Origin of the sequence: Vibrio albus (assembly GCF_003144035.1) — a bacterium.
Lineage (GTDB): Bacteria > Pseudomonadota > Gammaproteobacteria > Enterobacterales > Vibrionaceae > Vibrio > Vibrio albus.
This window is the reverse complement of record NZ_QFWT01000005.1, coordinates 95,567-111,408: the sequence shown is the minus strand read 5'-3', so window position 1 is coordinate 111,408 and position 15,842 is coordinate 95,567. Positions and strand designations below refer to the sequence as shown.

Here is a 15,842-nt window from a genome sequence, read left to right as displayed (position 1 = left end):
GCTAAAGTGGCTCATGATCCGTATACGTCCACGGGTCAGCCCGGAACGCTTCGTAGGATGCTTCGGTAGTGAAGAAATAGGTTTTACCGCCAAACAGGTAGGTATATTCCGCCCCGATATTACTCAGCTGCTCGCCGTTAACCGGGTCTGTGGCCGTTATCTCAACCACATCACTGAAATATTTCAGGCCACTTTCCAGCATCTTCTGTGAAATCAGGATCTCACCGCCCTGCTGTCTCCATTCCGGAATCGGGATTGGATTACAGCCGCCCGGCTTACCGATGGACGGAATAAAGATGTGTACTCCACAAGCCAGACAGATCACCTGCTCGCCCGACTGAACGTATCCTGCATCCCCACACAGCATGCAGGCGTCAAATACTACGCCAAACTTCTGTTCACCCGGGTAACGGTCGATAACAAAAAAGCGCACCACTTTGCCATCGCTCGCCACCCACTCATAACGGTGAATACGGCCATCCAGCAGTTCTTCCGTGACCGGAATATGTACAGAGTGATCAGCCGCCAGCTCGATACGAGTACCCGGATCACGTTGCAGCGGCTGAGAAGCCACCATGTCCCAGTACAACAGACTGAAAAAAACAAGCAGAACACTGAGCGCGTAAGTGCGGACGACAGAAAAATGGTGATGAAAACGGGCCTGTCGTTTCCGTCGTTCTATCGCTGTTTGAGCCTGAGCAATCTGCTGTTTCAGCGGAACCACCTGCCCCCAAAAACGAATGACAAGAGAGACCAGCGTTAGCGCCATAACACAGTATGGGTAGACCCAGTAGAAATTCGTTACCCGTGAAACATAACTCAGCAACCCCTGAGTCAGTCCCAGAATCTGAAGTTTCATCGCCGCCAGAATGATCTCACCGGACAAGGGCAATAACGCGATCAACACCAGCGCAGAGACCAACAGTTTGCTAACAACCTTACCCAAACCTGCCGATAGTCTGGTAGTCATCACCTGGAGCAGCATGATCAGCAGAAAGCCAATCACCAGCGCAGAAATATTCAGAATAAATTCGGTGTTGATGACATTGGTGGCACTGAGCATATCCAGCTTGGCGACCTTTGCCCAAAGGAAACTGGCCAGTACCAACGCCAATGTTTGTCCAGATAGAAGCACATAGGAGTGAATGCGAAACAGAAGTACGTAAACAAGCAGCAGAAGTAATACGCCCGCATATACACCGGCAATAACCAATATGTTCACCTGACTAAAAGGCAGCATCCTGAGCATAAAAGCCCCAGCCAGAACGGCACCCATAAATGACCAGAACTGCTGTTTATACAGCCGGGCATCCGCTCTCTCCCACAACAGGCCAAATAGCACCGCCGGGAGCAAAAAAACGGAGAGTACCTGTGAAAGATAAAAACTCATTCTTTTCCCTATAAATACAAACAGTCCCGGGAAGGGTCTGAGCGATTCAGACAGATACCGGTACAGAAACAAAAAAGATACGGCCCGATGAAAGCCGTATCATGTTAGGGCCAGTTTAAAAATGCGTAAGAAGCAGAATTAGTTCAGACCAACGTATTTGAACGTGTAGTCCACATCGAAAGGTTTAAACCAGCGGCCAACACCTGTGCCTTCGTCAGTGTGACGTAGTAGACCCGCTTTTGAAGGCGGCTCGATAGTGAAAGTCAGCTCGTAGTTGCCCACGCCCATCATATTGATGTTAGAACCGTAGTGAGGACCGTCTGCCGCCACCATTGGCATAAATGTACCTTCCTGCGTTTTACCGGTATCGACGTTTTTCAGTTTGTACTGAATCGTCAGGTAAGGGATCCATTCGCCAGCACCAAAGCCGTTTTTATTGCCTTTCAGTGCATGAATATCCGCTTCCAGATGGACATCAGTCTGAGAAGCCGCTTTCATCATGCCCTGAGGTTCCATGGTTACCGGCTCCAGGTAAACAGCAGCAATCTCCATTCCGTTCATCTCTACGGTTTCACCAGCCGGAACTTCACCAGCATAAGCGGCTGCCGCTGCCAGCATGTTTGCCGCGATAGCTGACGCTAATAGTTTTTTAGACATATTTCGTTTCCTTTTTATATAAGCAACCCCTACACAACCATTTGTTGTATAAGCATTTTTCACAAAAATAATTAATATTCAGATACGGTTTGCTGTAATCGGAAGCTTCTGCTCTTAATGATGAACAGAGCAAACAGCGCCGCAAGAATCAGGACTCCCTGAGGGATAAGGGTTTCCATATACGGGTAGATACCCAGCAGACTGACTTCTGGTAAACCTGGCATCAGGGTCGGCTCAAACAGCTTGCCTTCTATCAGCTCTAATACGCCTTTACCTGAAAATACAAAGGCCATCAGATACATAAAGCTGCCGGTAAAGATAAAGAAAGGTTTCAGTGGTAACTTGACGACGCTGTAACGCATCACAAAGAAGATAGCGATCAATACCGCAGAGCCAACAGCCAGACCACTAAACATACCAGCCAGAGCAACAGAAGAAGCGCCGCTCGCCAGGGCGTAGTAAAAGAGAACCGTTTCCGCCCCTTCACGGTAGACCGCCAGGAAGCTGGCAAACCAGAGTCCGAACAGAGAGCCGGTAGTAATGGACGCGGACAGTTTATTTTCAAGGTAGCGTTTCCACTGCGATGCCTCGACTTTGGACAGCAGCCAGTAACTCATAAAGAACAGCACTACCACCGCAATCAGCATCGTGATCCCCTCCAGCAGCTCTCGGCTTGCGCCGGAGTTAGTAAACAGCCACTGGAAAATAACCGCGGTGATCAGGCTAGCAACCAGGCCGACAATCACTGAATTTTTAACAATATAGACTTTGTCCTGAGCCTGATTTTTAATCAGGTATGCGGTGATTGCCGCCACAATCAGCAGGGCTTCCAGACCTTCACGCAGAATAATCGTCAGGCTTGCGATCAGCATGGCCCACCAGCCATCACCACTTTGAGACAGGGTATCCGCACCCTGCTGTAGTGCTACTTTCATCTGACCGTGCATATCCTGAAGTTCACTGACTGGTGAACCCGCCTTCATCATACTGACCATGCGAGTGAAATAGCCTTCCAGCTCGGCTTTAAAACCGGAATCTCTCGCGCCGAGCGCATTTTCCATTCCTGACGCTTCAAAGATATCGAAATACGTATCCTGAACACTCATGATGGCGCTGTTAGTCTGTCCATTCTGATACTGACTGATCGCGGATGAAACAGCTGCGTCAATATCTTTCACCACCAGACCCCAGTCTTTGTCTGCAATCTGGTCACTCTGGGATTCTTGCTGAGTTTTCTGCTCATCACGTGTAGCAGGAAGACCGGGTAAATCATCCTTCAGATCCTGGACCAGCGTAGACAGTTCATAACTGAACTGGATCAGCTTCTGCTGACTGTACGACTCTCTGGTGATATTGATCATGCTTTTAAAGCGATCATTATATTCTGCCGATTTTGCGGTAGAGCGGTTCAGGCGAATCGCGATCTCCAGCTCTGAATTTTTATAGGAGGTAAACTGAGCCTGTTGTACTAACTGATAGGCTTTTTGTTGTTTTTCTGCTGCGCTTTCTGGTTGTTGTGATGACTCACGATATTCAGTAAGAGCCTGATTCAGTGTGGTCTCGATGTCCTGAACCTGCGTACGCCAAAACGGCAGAATACTTTCTTTCGTCAAATCCTGTGTTTCAGCGATCAGTTTGTGGCCGGATTCCAGGATATCGGGAATGGTAGCAACTTCAGATTTCAGCCATTCAATTTCCTGCCCCACTTCTGCCAAAGGTTTCTGTTCAGAAATCATCTTGCGGATTTCACCAAATTTGGCTTCAAGCTGATAGCTGTATTGCTGTGAATAGTTAATACGAATAGGGCCTTCAATATCTTCATACACATCGAAGTAAGCCATCTGCACCGCAGACTTTGCTTCCGGGATATTGCCAGCCTGATAAAGCTCAAATGTTTTATCCAGCCTGGTGTTGATGTCGTCAACGGCAGCCTGATAGTCCACAACCGCAGCGGAAGCGGAAACACTGAAAAAAGAAAGTAATACTGTTAAACACAGTCCTTGTAGATAACGCATGCTCAACCCCAACACAAAATATAACGATAATGATAATGGTTTTCATTTATAATTACGTTAACAAGAAAGAGTTGGCAGGTCAAACAGAATTACATACTTTATGTTGGGGTATGGGTATCAAAAAAAGCCTCGACTTTTCGGCTGAGGCTTCTGTATATGGTGAGGGTGAGAGGTTCGGATGCCCAATACGGGGATTTGGAATTCGTCTCCGTGACTATCGCCTAGATAGATTAACTACTATTTTTTTCTTATGAGTTTGATTTATTTGAATTTGTTTAGATCCCCTTAACGCCGCTAACTCACACAACGCCCACATAGCTAGAGGTCTATGTAGCTCACTTCTAAAGCGGAAATGGACATTTCTGAGTTACGTTCTTCGAGCAGTATTTTCCTTTCGGATAACTTTAAGTATTCCAAATCGCAAATTACCATCATTTCTAACGATGGTAATTTTGCACGGAATTGGACGTGAGACGTGAAGTCGTACGGACAAATAGTGTTTCAGAGTAACCTGTCACAATTTTTCACATCGAGTTTTGGGAACTACCGAATTTAATCCTGACTAAAGCAACAGATACCTCATTTCGTACAATACCCAGATGGGTGCTTATGTTTCATCTGTCGGCAACTCCAATATTTATTGTCTTCTTGATATTGCCAGCCTATGTGCAATTTCAAGTGACCGACCTTGAGCGGCATGCAGACACTCAGAGGATATTAAGATCGTTTTATCAGACTACACAGGGTTTAGTTTTACCTATCTTCTCTGTCACAGACAACTGAGTAAATTCTCATTAGTTATTATTACAATTGTCAATATAATTAGTAAGTTAATATCAAAATGTACCATTGATTTCTGGCATCTTGAGTCCCATAGAGTATATTGTATCCGTATAACGGATACTCAAACGTAAATTTCGTAGAGGTACTCAATATGAGCAATAGAGATAATGCGCCAGGTCAGAATAAGGGCCATGGCAAACCTGATAATACACCACCTGATCACAGTAATGGTCAGGGTCCGGGTAACGCGCCAACTCCTGGTAATGGACGTAAGGTGGGCTAAGTATGAACTGGTGGGAAATATGGCCTGAACGGTATAAAACAGAAATTGAAAAACTTGCTGAAAATGACTGGAATCCTAAGGAGGTTACAACTAAAGAGCAAGAAGAATACGGAATGCGTGTAGTTCAAATAACTTACACGCATGATGATGTTCAATACCCAATAAAGGTCTGTTTTCCACCAGAATATCCTTTCTTTAAAGGCTACGCATATCTTTCGCCAGATAACATCACATTACCGCGACATCACAACCCCATTTCCGGCGAGTTATGTCTTTTAGCTGGCCAAACTGGATGGGAAGCCCAAACGTATATGGCAGACTTGTTGTTTGACCACCTCAAAAAAATATTTGTTATTGCTAATGCACCTAGCAGTACGTACGCAGTTGAGAACGAAGAGCCCCAAGGCGAACCGTATTCAGGCTACCTTAGCAGTCACCCTGACTCTGTTTTTTTGGTGCCAGATATCTCTATGCCCAGCGAAATAAGTTGTGGCAATTTTTTCGCTAACCGTCTTTCTTCATCAGATAAATTTCGTTTTGCTCTAACAAAAGTACTTGATATAGCAAATCATGCTATTGATACTTCACCGGAGCTATTGAGAAGTTTTGGTAGCAATGTGTCCGTAAAGGGATACTGGAAAAAAATTGATATCACAAGCATTGATGATGTTCGCCAGCTAGATAATCCCCAAGAATTGTGTCGGCTGGTTAACGAAAGTTTATTCAACTCAAAATGTCAAGGTACAGATGAATTCTTGTTCGCAGCAGTGTTTGAACAAGAAGTACAACAAGGCGTCTACGATACAGCCTGGCGAACGGTACACTTAAACCCATCTACGGGTAAAGGGAAAAGAGTTGGTCAAGGTAGAAAAAAAACGCCAGCCCGATCGAAGCTATATGAAGCAACACCTCTTAAATTTGAAGATTTTCGTGCCAGCAACAGACTGGTCCGAATTCCGGAAGTTTCGGAACTGGGTACCAAATCCGTCTGTATTGTTGGCTGCGGGATGCTAGGAAGCACTATAGCAATTAAGTTGGCTCAGGCGGGAATTAATAAACTTTATCTGATTGATGGCGATACCATCGATGCAACCACATCAGTCAGGTATGCACTTGGCTTACAATACAGTGGATTGTCAAAAGTTCATGCCTTACATTCGTACATTCAGGAAAATTACCCATTCACGGCTGTAGAGCCTATCTGTCATGCCTTTGGTAACCCGATTATTAACGAACATGGCCAACTGGCAATGCAGGCTCTGGATGAGGCTGACATCATCGTTGATGCGGCAGCTGAACAAGGTGTTAGTTACTTTTTAAGTCACCGGCTTAATGCTTTGAATGCGCCTTCGGTGGTAGTCACCACCAGACCCGGCACATGGGGAGGGGAGGTATGGAATCTAACAAACCCTGAAGGCCCCTGTTGGTCTTGCTTACAGAGGTATCAACACGAGAAAACCCTTCCAATGCCTAATGGCGATGATTCAGGAAGCAGCATTCAACCTGGAGGTTGTAACGCCTTAACAACAGAGGGATATGGGTTTGAGTCTGACTTAATTTCATTGCATGCGGTTAGAACTATTGTTGGATCGTTAACAAGTGAGACCGGTTTTCCGGCGGTTGACTGGCATGCAATGAACATAAACCTTAGAAATGACAAAAACACGCATTCTGAGTCTCTTTCTCTTACTTTTTCATTTGATAAGCATCCGGACTGCTCATGTCACTCCCGATAAAGGCGATTAAAGTATGGATTCGAAATGATACATACACCAAAATGCTTTTAGAGAGAGCCGATAAATTCGATTACGAAACGGGAGGAATCCTTCTTGGATATAGGAATACTTCTGAAGGAATGGAGCACTGGGTTGTAACAGATGCTGTGGGACCAGGTCACTCAGCAAAGCATGGAAAGTTCATATTTACCCCGGATTACGAGTATCACGTTGAAGAAGCTGAAAGACACTTTAACGACACTTTGGGAAAGGAATACTACTTAGGAGATTGGCATACACATCCTAATGCTTCTCCTAGGACAAGTTGGCTTGATCGAGTTACGATTTTAAGAAACGCGAAGAGAGCGAATCATACAAACAACAGAAGCTTAATGATCATAATAGGCGGTCAACTGACTTCCAACAAAACCATCTCGTACGTTGGCTCAGAGCGCCAAACATACATTGGTTTAGTGGCAAAGCCGATAGCTTTGAAACTAGCCTCAAAAAGTGCCAATAATGATTGGTTGCTTTTTCATAATCCAGAATTTTAAACTAACCATAATTAGCTTTATAACGCTTTATGAGCCGAGGGTTTTTGCTATCTGAAGCTTCAACGCCGTGCTAAGGGGCCGTAGCTGCGAAGGTCCCAGTGAGCGCCTTGTTAGCTTGCAAGCACATCAGAAATCTTTTGTAATTTCATTATTGCTGCATCACCTTTTACCCAGAACTCGGTAAAAGACTTGCCGCCATCCATATACAACCTGTGCCGTTGTAACACTTTTAGATCCTTGACACATTCTTGAAAAAAAGGAATTATTTCATTATTAGGATCAGACACAATCTGCGATTGAAAATGCAATAACTCATCGACAGCTGAGCTTAGAATATATTTCGCATCTTCAATATTATGCGGCTCACTGTTACGTTCAGATGCCCACTCTGCGTTTAACTTTCTAATAAATGAATCAAATTGAGATTTAAACATCTGTATTTCTGATTTGGACTCACGATCTCCCTGATTAGAAATATCACCGATCTCTTTGGTAAGAGAAGCCATTAATGAAGAAATGTGTTTTTGCAACATTTCTCTAAATTGACCTATATCCGCATAATCAAAGGTGATACCTTGATCTCGTATAGCCTTCTTATAATTTTGAAGTTCCTTATATTGGTCAGGATCTATGCTGTCAGGAACTACAGGTGCTGAAGAAAAATATAAAAGCGTTTTCTTTCCTTGTGTCCTAATGCGGTCAATCTCTTCAGCTGTTCCGGATATGTGATCGCCAGTAACCGTTCCTATTCGAGTCCAAAATGCGCCTATTAGAAAATCGCATGAATCAACGATTTGTTTATTTATAACTTCTTGTGGCCTCCCTCCCAAATCAGGAATAACATGACTTTCCCACATTACGGGCTCTAAAATGACCCCTGTATGAAAAGAATGCGATGAATTCCATGAGTAAATTATCTCCGGGATAGATGACCTCTCCTTTACGCAATCCGATGGAGAAGCAATCAACACTCGATATATCAGGCCTTTTTGGGGCATATTTTATACTCCTGAAAACTCATAACAGTGTCTTTTCAGCAGACATTGTCTATATTATATTTCCATAAAATGCGGACACCATAGCAGCAACATACTGTTTAAGCTGTCTTTATATTCTTTGCACTCACAAATTGCAGAACATGTCTGCATCAATGCAAATGCTCTACTAGGCTCATAGTCTGCTATTAGGGAAAGTTGGTCAAGAACTGACATGACAAAGAGGCCAGGAATCTTAAGCTAAATGATTTTGGGGCATTTTCAAGTTAGCGGTGATCTTCAAAGATGCATCCGGCCAATCCATTCTGAGCGTACTAATGATTTCAGAGGGCGTTCGATAAACAGTTAATAGTGGGATATATGACCGAGTAAGCACCAGAAATGCTCCGGTGAGAATTCTTGTCTATGCTCAAATCATTAGCTAAGAAAAACCGGAGTTCTTTACTCTGGTTAGATCCTGTTGCTCACACAGACGACCAGATATGGAAAGGGAAACCTATCTGAAGGCAGAAACTAAAGTAGCCTAAATCTAAGTATATCTAAGATATAAGTGGTAGGGACTTTTCATAAAACCCTGAAACAACAAAGCCTTAGTAAACACTAAGGCTCTGATGTGAAGGTAGCAGCGGGGAGAGATTCCAACTCCCAACATGCGGATTTGGAATTCGGGAAATATTCACAGCGCCTATTTATCACCGTCCTTGTTCGTTTTAAACAGCGTACTCATCAACTCTGTCGGCATCGGGAACAGAATGGTGGAGCTTTTTTCTCCGGCGATTTCTGTCAGGGTTTGCAGATAACGCAACAGAATAGCGTTGGGTTGCTGCGCAAGCCGGCCAGCCGCTTCTACCAGTTTTTCTGACGCTTCCATCTCACCAGAGGCATGAATGACTTTTGCACGCCGAACCCGTTCAGCTTCCGCCTGTTTTGCAATCGCTCGGATCATTGTCTCATTCAGATCCACGTGTTTGATCTCGACATTCGATACCTTAATCCCCCAGCCATCGGTCCTTGCATCCAGAATGGACTGAATATCAGCATTCAGCATATCCCGGTTCGCCAGCATTTCGTCCAGATCATGCTGACCCAGTACCGATCTTAATGTTGTCTGTGCCAGTTGGGAGGTGGCCTGGAAATAGTCCTCAACATTAATAATGGCTTTTTGCGAATCCAGAACCCGGAAGTAGATCACCGCATTCACTCTGACTGACACGTTGTCCCGGCTGATCACATCCTGACTCGGTACGTCCATAACCACGGTACGTAAATCCACTTTCACAATCTGCTGAATAAAAGGAACAACAATGATCAATCCCGGACCTTTCACCGCCTGAAAACGTCCCAGAAAGAAGATGACCCCTCTCTGATACTCGCGCAAAATATGAAACATGCTGAACGCAATAATCACGATCAGAAATACAACCAATACCGGAGTAAGCATTCCGCTGGTTATTACTAATTCCATCATTTTTCTTCACTCCCAGTTCGCTTGCGAACTTGTAAAGTCAGACCATCGACCGTATCAACGACAACTACGTCACCTTTACGCAATGGTTCATCACATCGGGCAGCCCAGCGTTCCCCACGGATTAGCACAAACCCATGCTCAGTAAAATTATTATCCGCTTCAGCTTCGCAACCAATCAGGGCATCAGCGCCGCTGACGACCTGTTTATGTCGGAAGTTCCAGAGGGTCTTGAGCACCAAAACGATAAATCCACCTGACACTATTGCGATGGCATAAATCAGGCTCATGGAAATCTTCAGTTCCGGCAGGTCAGTATCAATCAGAAATACCGAGCCCAATGTAAACGCAATAATGCCGCCGACACCGAGCAGGCCAAAGCTTGGTACCATAGCTTCGGCAATAAGCAGAGCAATGCCGACCAATATCAGCCCAAGCCCGACATAGTTAACCGGCAGTAGCTGAAACGCATATAAGGCCACCAGCAACGAAATCGCCCCTATCGTGCCCGCAATACCAAAGCCCGGGCTGTAAAACTCTAACAGCAAGCCGTACACACCAATCATCATCAGGATATAGGCGATATTCGGATCCGTAATTGTTGCCAGAAATTTATTCCGCCAGTCTGGTGTTCTGGGTTCCAGAGCCGCTCCCTGCAGATCCATCTCTTGTGGCTGTTTATTCACCACCACGGTCTGGCTATGCAAACGTTCAGCGAGAACATCCGGTGTGTCCGCAATCAGGTTTATCACATTATTATCCAGCGCTTCGCTGGCAGACAGTGTCGCCGCCTCCCGAACCGCCTTTTCCGCCCATTCAGCATTCCGGCCTCTCAGTTGTGCCAGCGAACGGATATAGGCAATGGAGTCATTGAGTATCTTTTTCTCCATTGCACTCGGACCATGGTTTTCTTCTTCCCCTTCCGGGGAGCCACCGCCCGGCATACCACCTATTTGTACCGGAGTGGCTGCGCCAAGCGTGGTAGCCGGAGCCATCGCAGCAATATGACAGGCATAAAGAATATAAGTACCGGCACTGGCAGCACGAGCACCCTGAGGATAGACAAGGCACAGAACAGGAATATTTGACGCGAGGATCTGCTGATTAATATCCCGCAGGCTGGATACCAGTCCACCGGGAGTATCAATGGTGATAATAATGGCAGGAACGTTTGACCGGCGGTTGGCTCGCTGTATTTCATTGATGACATAGTCACCTACAGCAGGCCCGATAGCACCGCTGATAGTCAGTACCGGAATTGTCCTGGAGAGCACATTGTCTGACTTAATTGTGTCAGCAGAGGACAGATCCGTTAATCCAATGAGACAACCTAAAAGTATCCCAATTACCCAACGAGACATCTGAGTTTCCACTAAGACATATAGTTAGAGTGTAGTTCATAATCCCCGACCTAGAAGGTCAAAAAGCAGAGGGAATGAGGATATTACCAGGTGATGAGGCGATTTTACTTTTTTCTCAGAGAACGTTCCCCATGACATAATTGAATTTATTGGCTAATCTAACAATTAGTACTTTTACTCTATTTTAAATAATAGACGTTTCCCCTATAAAGCGAGAATAAATAATGAAAACGCTAGGATTTAAATCGACGCTGTTGGTATCAGTTTGTTTGCTTATTGCGCTGTCACTCGGACTATCAAACTATCTGTCATATCAACATGAAAAACAGACGTTAGAACAAAATATCTATGGTGGTGCAACCGGGCTTGTATCTACTGAGTCCAACATCATCGACACTTTTATACGGATGAAATCCCAGGCTGTTGATGAGTTAGCCAATGACTACCAAACCTATCAGTACCGTGATGGACATGCCGAAAGAATGCGTATCGGGGCGAAGCTGACTTCCGTATCTAACCTTATGGTGGCATTTGAAAACGGTGACTCTTATGCATCCGCAGACTTTCCCGACTGGAATAATCACAAAAACCCTCCCTCATACGACGCCCGTAAAAGGCCGTGGTACAAAGATGCCATGCAGACGAATCAACTTGTCTACACGGAACCTTATATTGATGCCAATAATGGAGAACTTCTGGTTAGCATCGCAAAAAGGTTTCAGGGGGGTGTGATATTAGCTGATATTTCTCTTTCGGTCTTGGATAAAACGGTACAGTCCATTGATATGCCGGGGGCACTGGCTGTCATTATGACTGAAGATTCATCGGTATTAGCAAGTACTTCGCCAGCGGTACCAAGTGGCAGCAAACTGACTGATATCAGCACTCTGGTCGACCCGGTAAGGCAGGCAACAAGTACCGATTCAGCCATTATTAACTATGTGCTAAAAGGCGTGGATAAGGTTATGTTTACTCACCGCATCTCATTCGGTGATAAAAACTGGTATCTGGTTGTCGGACTCAATAAAGCCACCGCATTTGCTTCTCTCGAAGAAACAAAAACGTATGCGAGTATCTTAACCGCGATTCTGGTTATCGGTAGTATCATTATCACTCTGCTTATTTTACGCATCCTGTACAAACCGATCCTGAACCTGAAAAAGACCATTGCCGGATTATCAACAGGCAACGGCGACCTGACACAGCGTCTGGAAGTAACCTCTCAGGATGATCTGGGCCAGATAGCCCATGGCGTTAACCTGTTTATTGAAAGTCTTCAGAAAATGCTTCTGGAAATCAATGAAGCTTCCAAACATTTGCAACAGGACGCGGCGGAGCTATTGTCTCAATCCGGTAATAACGCCTCCATTCTGGAAAGGCATGTGATTGAAACCGAGCAAGTCGTTACCGCAATTGAAGAGATGAACGCAACCGCAGAATCCGTGGCTCATCACGCCAGTGAAGCCGCCAGCCTGACGACTCAGGCTACTGATGATGGCGCAGAGTCTATACAGGTGGTTTCAAGAGCTCAGACACAAGTCACCAGCCTGGTGACAGACGTTGAAGAAACCTCGCAACAGTTAACATCAATGAGTGAAGAAGCGAAATCTATCACGTCTATCCTGCAGGTTATCGGCGATATCGCAGAGCAGACCAACCTGCTGGCACTTAACGCAGCGATTGAAGCAGCCCGTGCCGGAGAACAGGGACGTGGATTTGCCGTCGTTGCCGATGAGGTAAGGGCCCTTGCCAGCCGCACTCAGGCTAGTACCCAAGAGATAGAAACATCGCTAAACCGCCTGTTAAGCGGTACTGATGCGGTAGTAAGTTCGATGAACGGGACACAGGGCCGCTGTCAGGATACCTTCGAACATACTGATCAGGTCGGCAGCATCATTCAGCAGTTAGTTAATCATATTAACGGTATTAATGATCTCAGCGCCCAGATAGCCACTGCAGCTGAAGAACAAAGCAGTGTCAGCAACGATATCAGCCGGAATATGACTGCTATTAGTGATATGGTCAGAGAACTGAATAGCAGCGGTGAAGCCTCCGTTGCCTTGTCAAACAATATTGCTCAGGTGAATCATGAGCTGAGTAATATCGTCTCTAAATTTAAACTGGCGTAATTCACCACCACTTAACCCGACAGGTTCTTACAAATAAGAACCTGTTTTATTAGACATAGCCTTCAGAAGAACGCTGATGGCGGATGAAGGCTAAAAAGGAAACAGTGTATTCACATCGGAATCCATTAAGGCCTTTAAGATACTAAGGCCTTCCCTCAGCCGTTGTTCAGTACTGACCGACATCAGGGATAAACGGATATGATCAGGCTCATTGCCGGTGACATCAAAATAACTTCCGCTACTGACGATCACATTCTTATTCTTCGCCTCTACCATTAAACGCTCCGCTTTCCAGCTTTCTGGAAGGGGAAGCCAGATGTGGTAACCGCTTGAGTGACACTGTAACTGAGGCAAAATCTCTCGTGCAATGTGCTGCCTCTGACAGGCGGTTTCACGCTGAATAGCAGCCATCTCGAAAGCTTCACCGGTGTCGATCAAATGAGTCGCTGCAATGTAATTTATTGGTGATGAAAGCCAGGTGTTTGTCCTGATATGGGCATTAAGAGAAGTAACCTGCCCTTGTGGTGCCTTGACAAAACCACAGCGCATTGCCGGACTAATGGCCTTAGATAGCGCTGAGATATGAAATGACTTAGATGGTATAAAGTTACTGATCGCAGGGATGGGTTCTTCGTTAAGAAAACAGTAAATATCATCTTCAACCAGCCAGATATCGTGTTTTTCAATGATACCGGCGACTTCCCGACGACGACATTCAGGCATGGTAATTCCCGTCGGATTCTGGTGTGAAGGCACCACCACCACAAGAGTTGGTTTAGACTCAGCAATCACCTTTTCCAGTTCTTCCGGTATCACACCATGTCCGTCCATCGGTATACCCACAACATTACGTCCGGACAGACTGGCGACCGCCATGATGCCCGGATAGGTCAGGGATTCAACGGCAATGGTATCTCCCGGCTTAGTAAGGGCATTAATCAACAGGAAAAGGGCGTGCTGTGCGCCATTAGTCAACAAGGTATTACTGACATCACCGCCTTCAAGGCCATAGCGCTTCGCCCAATTAACCCCAGCCTGACGGTGTGCCTTATGACCGGAATGTTCGGTATAGCCGATCAAATCCGCCGTCAGTTGCTGGCCCGCAACCTGATAGGCCTTTTGCAGTGAGAGTACATTTTTGTGCAGGCAAGGCTGTAAAATGGAGAAATTGAAGTCTGCCTCGTCTTCCGGTGCCTGAATGGCCATGCTCAATTCTGACGGTTCGCATACAAATGTACCCCGGCCAATGAACGACTCCAGTCTCCCCTTGTCTGCAAGCAATTTATAGGCTTTGGCAACGGTTGCCGGAGTAGTATCCAATTCATCAGCTAACACCCGGTGTGTGGGTAGTTTGGAATTTAACGGATACTCACCTTCATCAATCCGTTTCTCAATAATCTGCGCTATTTTACTAAACTTGGTACTACTCACCTGTCATCTCCTGAACCGATTTCGGGAGGAAGTATAAACTATGACTTAGTTCAATGTGAGATAATCATTGGAAAATAGTTCAATTCATCACATTGACATATGTCAATTATGAGATTAAGTTAGATCAAACTAAAAATAAGGAATATCAATTCAGATAACATAAATCAGGAGAGATCATGAAAGTAAACAATGTCGCATTTATTGGTTTAGGTGTAATGGGCTTCCCTATGGCAGGACACCTTTCAAGCGCGGGATTCAGCACCAAGGTATATAACCGTACAACAGAAAAAGCCAGAGCGTGGGCAAAACATTTCTCGGGAGAGTTCGCCGACACACCGAAACAAGCAGCAGAAGGTGCCGATGTAGTCGCTGTTTGTGTCGGCAACGATAACGACGTCAGAGCCGTTGTTTATGGTAGCGATGGCGTACTAGCAGGCATGAAAAAAGGATCGGTACTGGTCGATCATACAACAACCTCTGCTGAGCTGGCGGAAGAACTGGCATCCGCATGTGCTGAGCACGGCATTCACTTTGTTGATGCCCCTGTTTCTGGCGGTCAGGCCGGAGCGGAGAACGGGGCGTTAACCATTATGTGTGGTGGTGAACAACCTGTTTTCGATGCTATTTCTTCTGTACTCAATAGCTATTCCAAGCAAGCAACACTACTTGGAGGCCATGGCCAGGGACAAAGATGCAAAATGGTCAATCAGATCTGTATTGCCGGTGTATTAAAAGGCCTGAGTGAAGCATTGCTGTTAGCACAAAAATCCGGCCTGGATGTCGGACAGGTTGTCGATGTACTGAAACACGGGGCGGCCGGTTCATGGCAAATGGAAAACCGCGCCGTCACCATGTCTCAGGGATCATTCGATTTTGGTTTTGCTATCGACTGGATGAGAAAAGATCTGGGTATCTGCCTTGAAGAAGCACAAAAACATGGGTTAGAACTGCCACTGACAGCAGAAGTGGATCGCCAGTATCAGGAGCTTCAACAGCGAGGCCTAGGCCGCATGGATACATCCGTATTGATCAAAGCTTATGATGCTAAATAAACAATAACCACC

General features: G+C 45.6%; 12 protein-coding genes. 5 read left to right on the top strand and 7 right to left on the bottom strand.

The features are described from left to right. Position 1 precedes the first annotated feature (1 nt). The 3 genes from DI392_RS10460 to DI392_RS10450 all read right to left on the bottom strand — a co-directional run bounded on the left by DI392_RS10460 (position 2) and on the right by DI392_RS10450 (position 4,062). On the bottom strand, positions 2–1,390 hold the full coding sequence (locus DI392_RS10460) for a Fe-S-containing protein (RefSeq protein WP_109319856.1): 1,389 nt from the start codon (positions 1,388–1,390) through the stop codon (positions 2–4). 138 nt (positions 1,391–1,528) lie between these two features. Continuing rightward, entirely contained in the window at positions 1,529–2,047 is a 519-nt protein-coding gene (locus DI392_RS10455; RefSeq protein ID WP_109319855.1) for an iron transporter, read from the bottom strand. A 71-nt stretch (positions 2,048–2,118) separates the two neighbouring features. Continuing rightward, complete coding sequence (locus tag DI392_RS10450; RefSeq protein WP_109319854.1) at positions 2,119–4,062, bottom strand: FTR1 family iron permease; 1,944 nt, start codon at positions 4,060–4,062, stop codon at positions 2,119–2,121. 934 nt (positions 4,063–4,996) lie between these two features. Here DI392_RS10450 and DI392_RS19925 point away from each other — a divergent pair. From DI392_RS19925 to DI392_RS10440, 3 genes are read left to right on the top strand one after another with little or no spacing between them, the layout of a single operon-like run. Continuing rightward, positions 4,997–5,128, top strand: coding sequence for a hypothetical protein (locus DI392_RS19925; protein WP_281259825.1), 132 nt, complete (start codon positions 4,997–4,999; stop codon positions 5,126–5,128). A gap of 2 nt (positions 5,129–5,130) precedes the next feature. Then, entirely contained in the window at positions 5,131–6,864 is a 1,734-nt protein-coding gene (locus tag DI392_RS10445; protein ID WP_109319853.1) for a ThiF family adenylyltransferase, read from the top strand. After that, entirely contained in the window at positions 6,849–7,397 is a 549-nt protein-coding gene (locus DI392_RS10440) for a Mov34/MPN/PAD-1 family protein (protein WP_109319852.1), read from the top strand. Before DI392_RS10445 ends, DI392_RS10440 begins: the two co-directional genes overlap by 16 nt. A gap of 110 nt (positions 7,398–7,507) precedes the next feature. Here DI392_RS10440 and DI392_RS10435 read toward each other — a convergent pair whose 3' ends face one another. The 3 genes from DI392_RS10435 to DI392_RS10425 form a co-directional block, all read right to left on the bottom strand. After that, a complete protein-coding gene (locus DI392_RS10435; RefSeq protein ID WP_109319851.1) occupies positions 7,508–8,395 on the bottom strand; it encodes a DUF4062 domain-containing protein in 888 nt (295 codons plus the stop codon). Between the two features lie 682 nt (positions 8,396–9,077). Continuing rightward, complete coding sequence (locus DI392_RS10430; protein WP_109319850.1) at positions 9,078–9,860, bottom strand: slipin family protein; 783 nt, start codon at positions 9,858–9,860, stop codon at positions 9,078–9,080. Continuing rightward, the gene (locus tag DI392_RS10425; protein WP_109319849.1) at positions 9,857–11,218 is read right to left on the bottom strand and encodes an NfeD family protein; all 1,362 of its coding nucleotides are present in this window, start codon (positions 11,216–11,218) and stop codon (positions 9,857–9,859) included. Before DI392_RS10425 ends, DI392_RS10430 begins: the two co-directional genes overlap by 4 nt. Positions 11,219–11,442: 224 nt before the next feature. Here DI392_RS10425 and DI392_RS10420 point away from each other — a divergent pair, with 224 nt between their 5' ends. Further along, a complete protein-coding gene (locus tag DI392_RS10420; RefSeq protein WP_109319848.1) occupies positions 11,443–13,347 on the top strand; it encodes a methyl-accepting chemotaxis protein in 1,905 nt (634 codons plus the stop codon). A 90-nt stretch (positions 13,348–13,437) separates the two neighbouring features. On the opposite strand, the gene DI392_RS10415 is transcribed toward DI392_RS10420, so the two are convergent. Beyond that, a complete protein-coding gene (locus DI392_RS10415) occupies positions 13,438–14,778 on the bottom strand; it encodes an aminotransferase-like domain-containing protein (protein WP_109319847.1) in 1,341 nt (446 codons plus the stop codon). Between the two features lie 176 nt (positions 14,779–14,954). Between DI392_RS10415 and DI392_RS10410 the strand changes: the two genes are divergently transcribed. After that, a complete protein-coding gene (locus DI392_RS10410) occupies positions 14,955–15,830 on the top strand; it encodes an NAD(P)-dependent oxidoreductase (protein ID WP_109319846.1) in 876 nt (291 codons plus the stop codon). Positions 15,831–15,842: the final 12 nt, after the last annotated feature.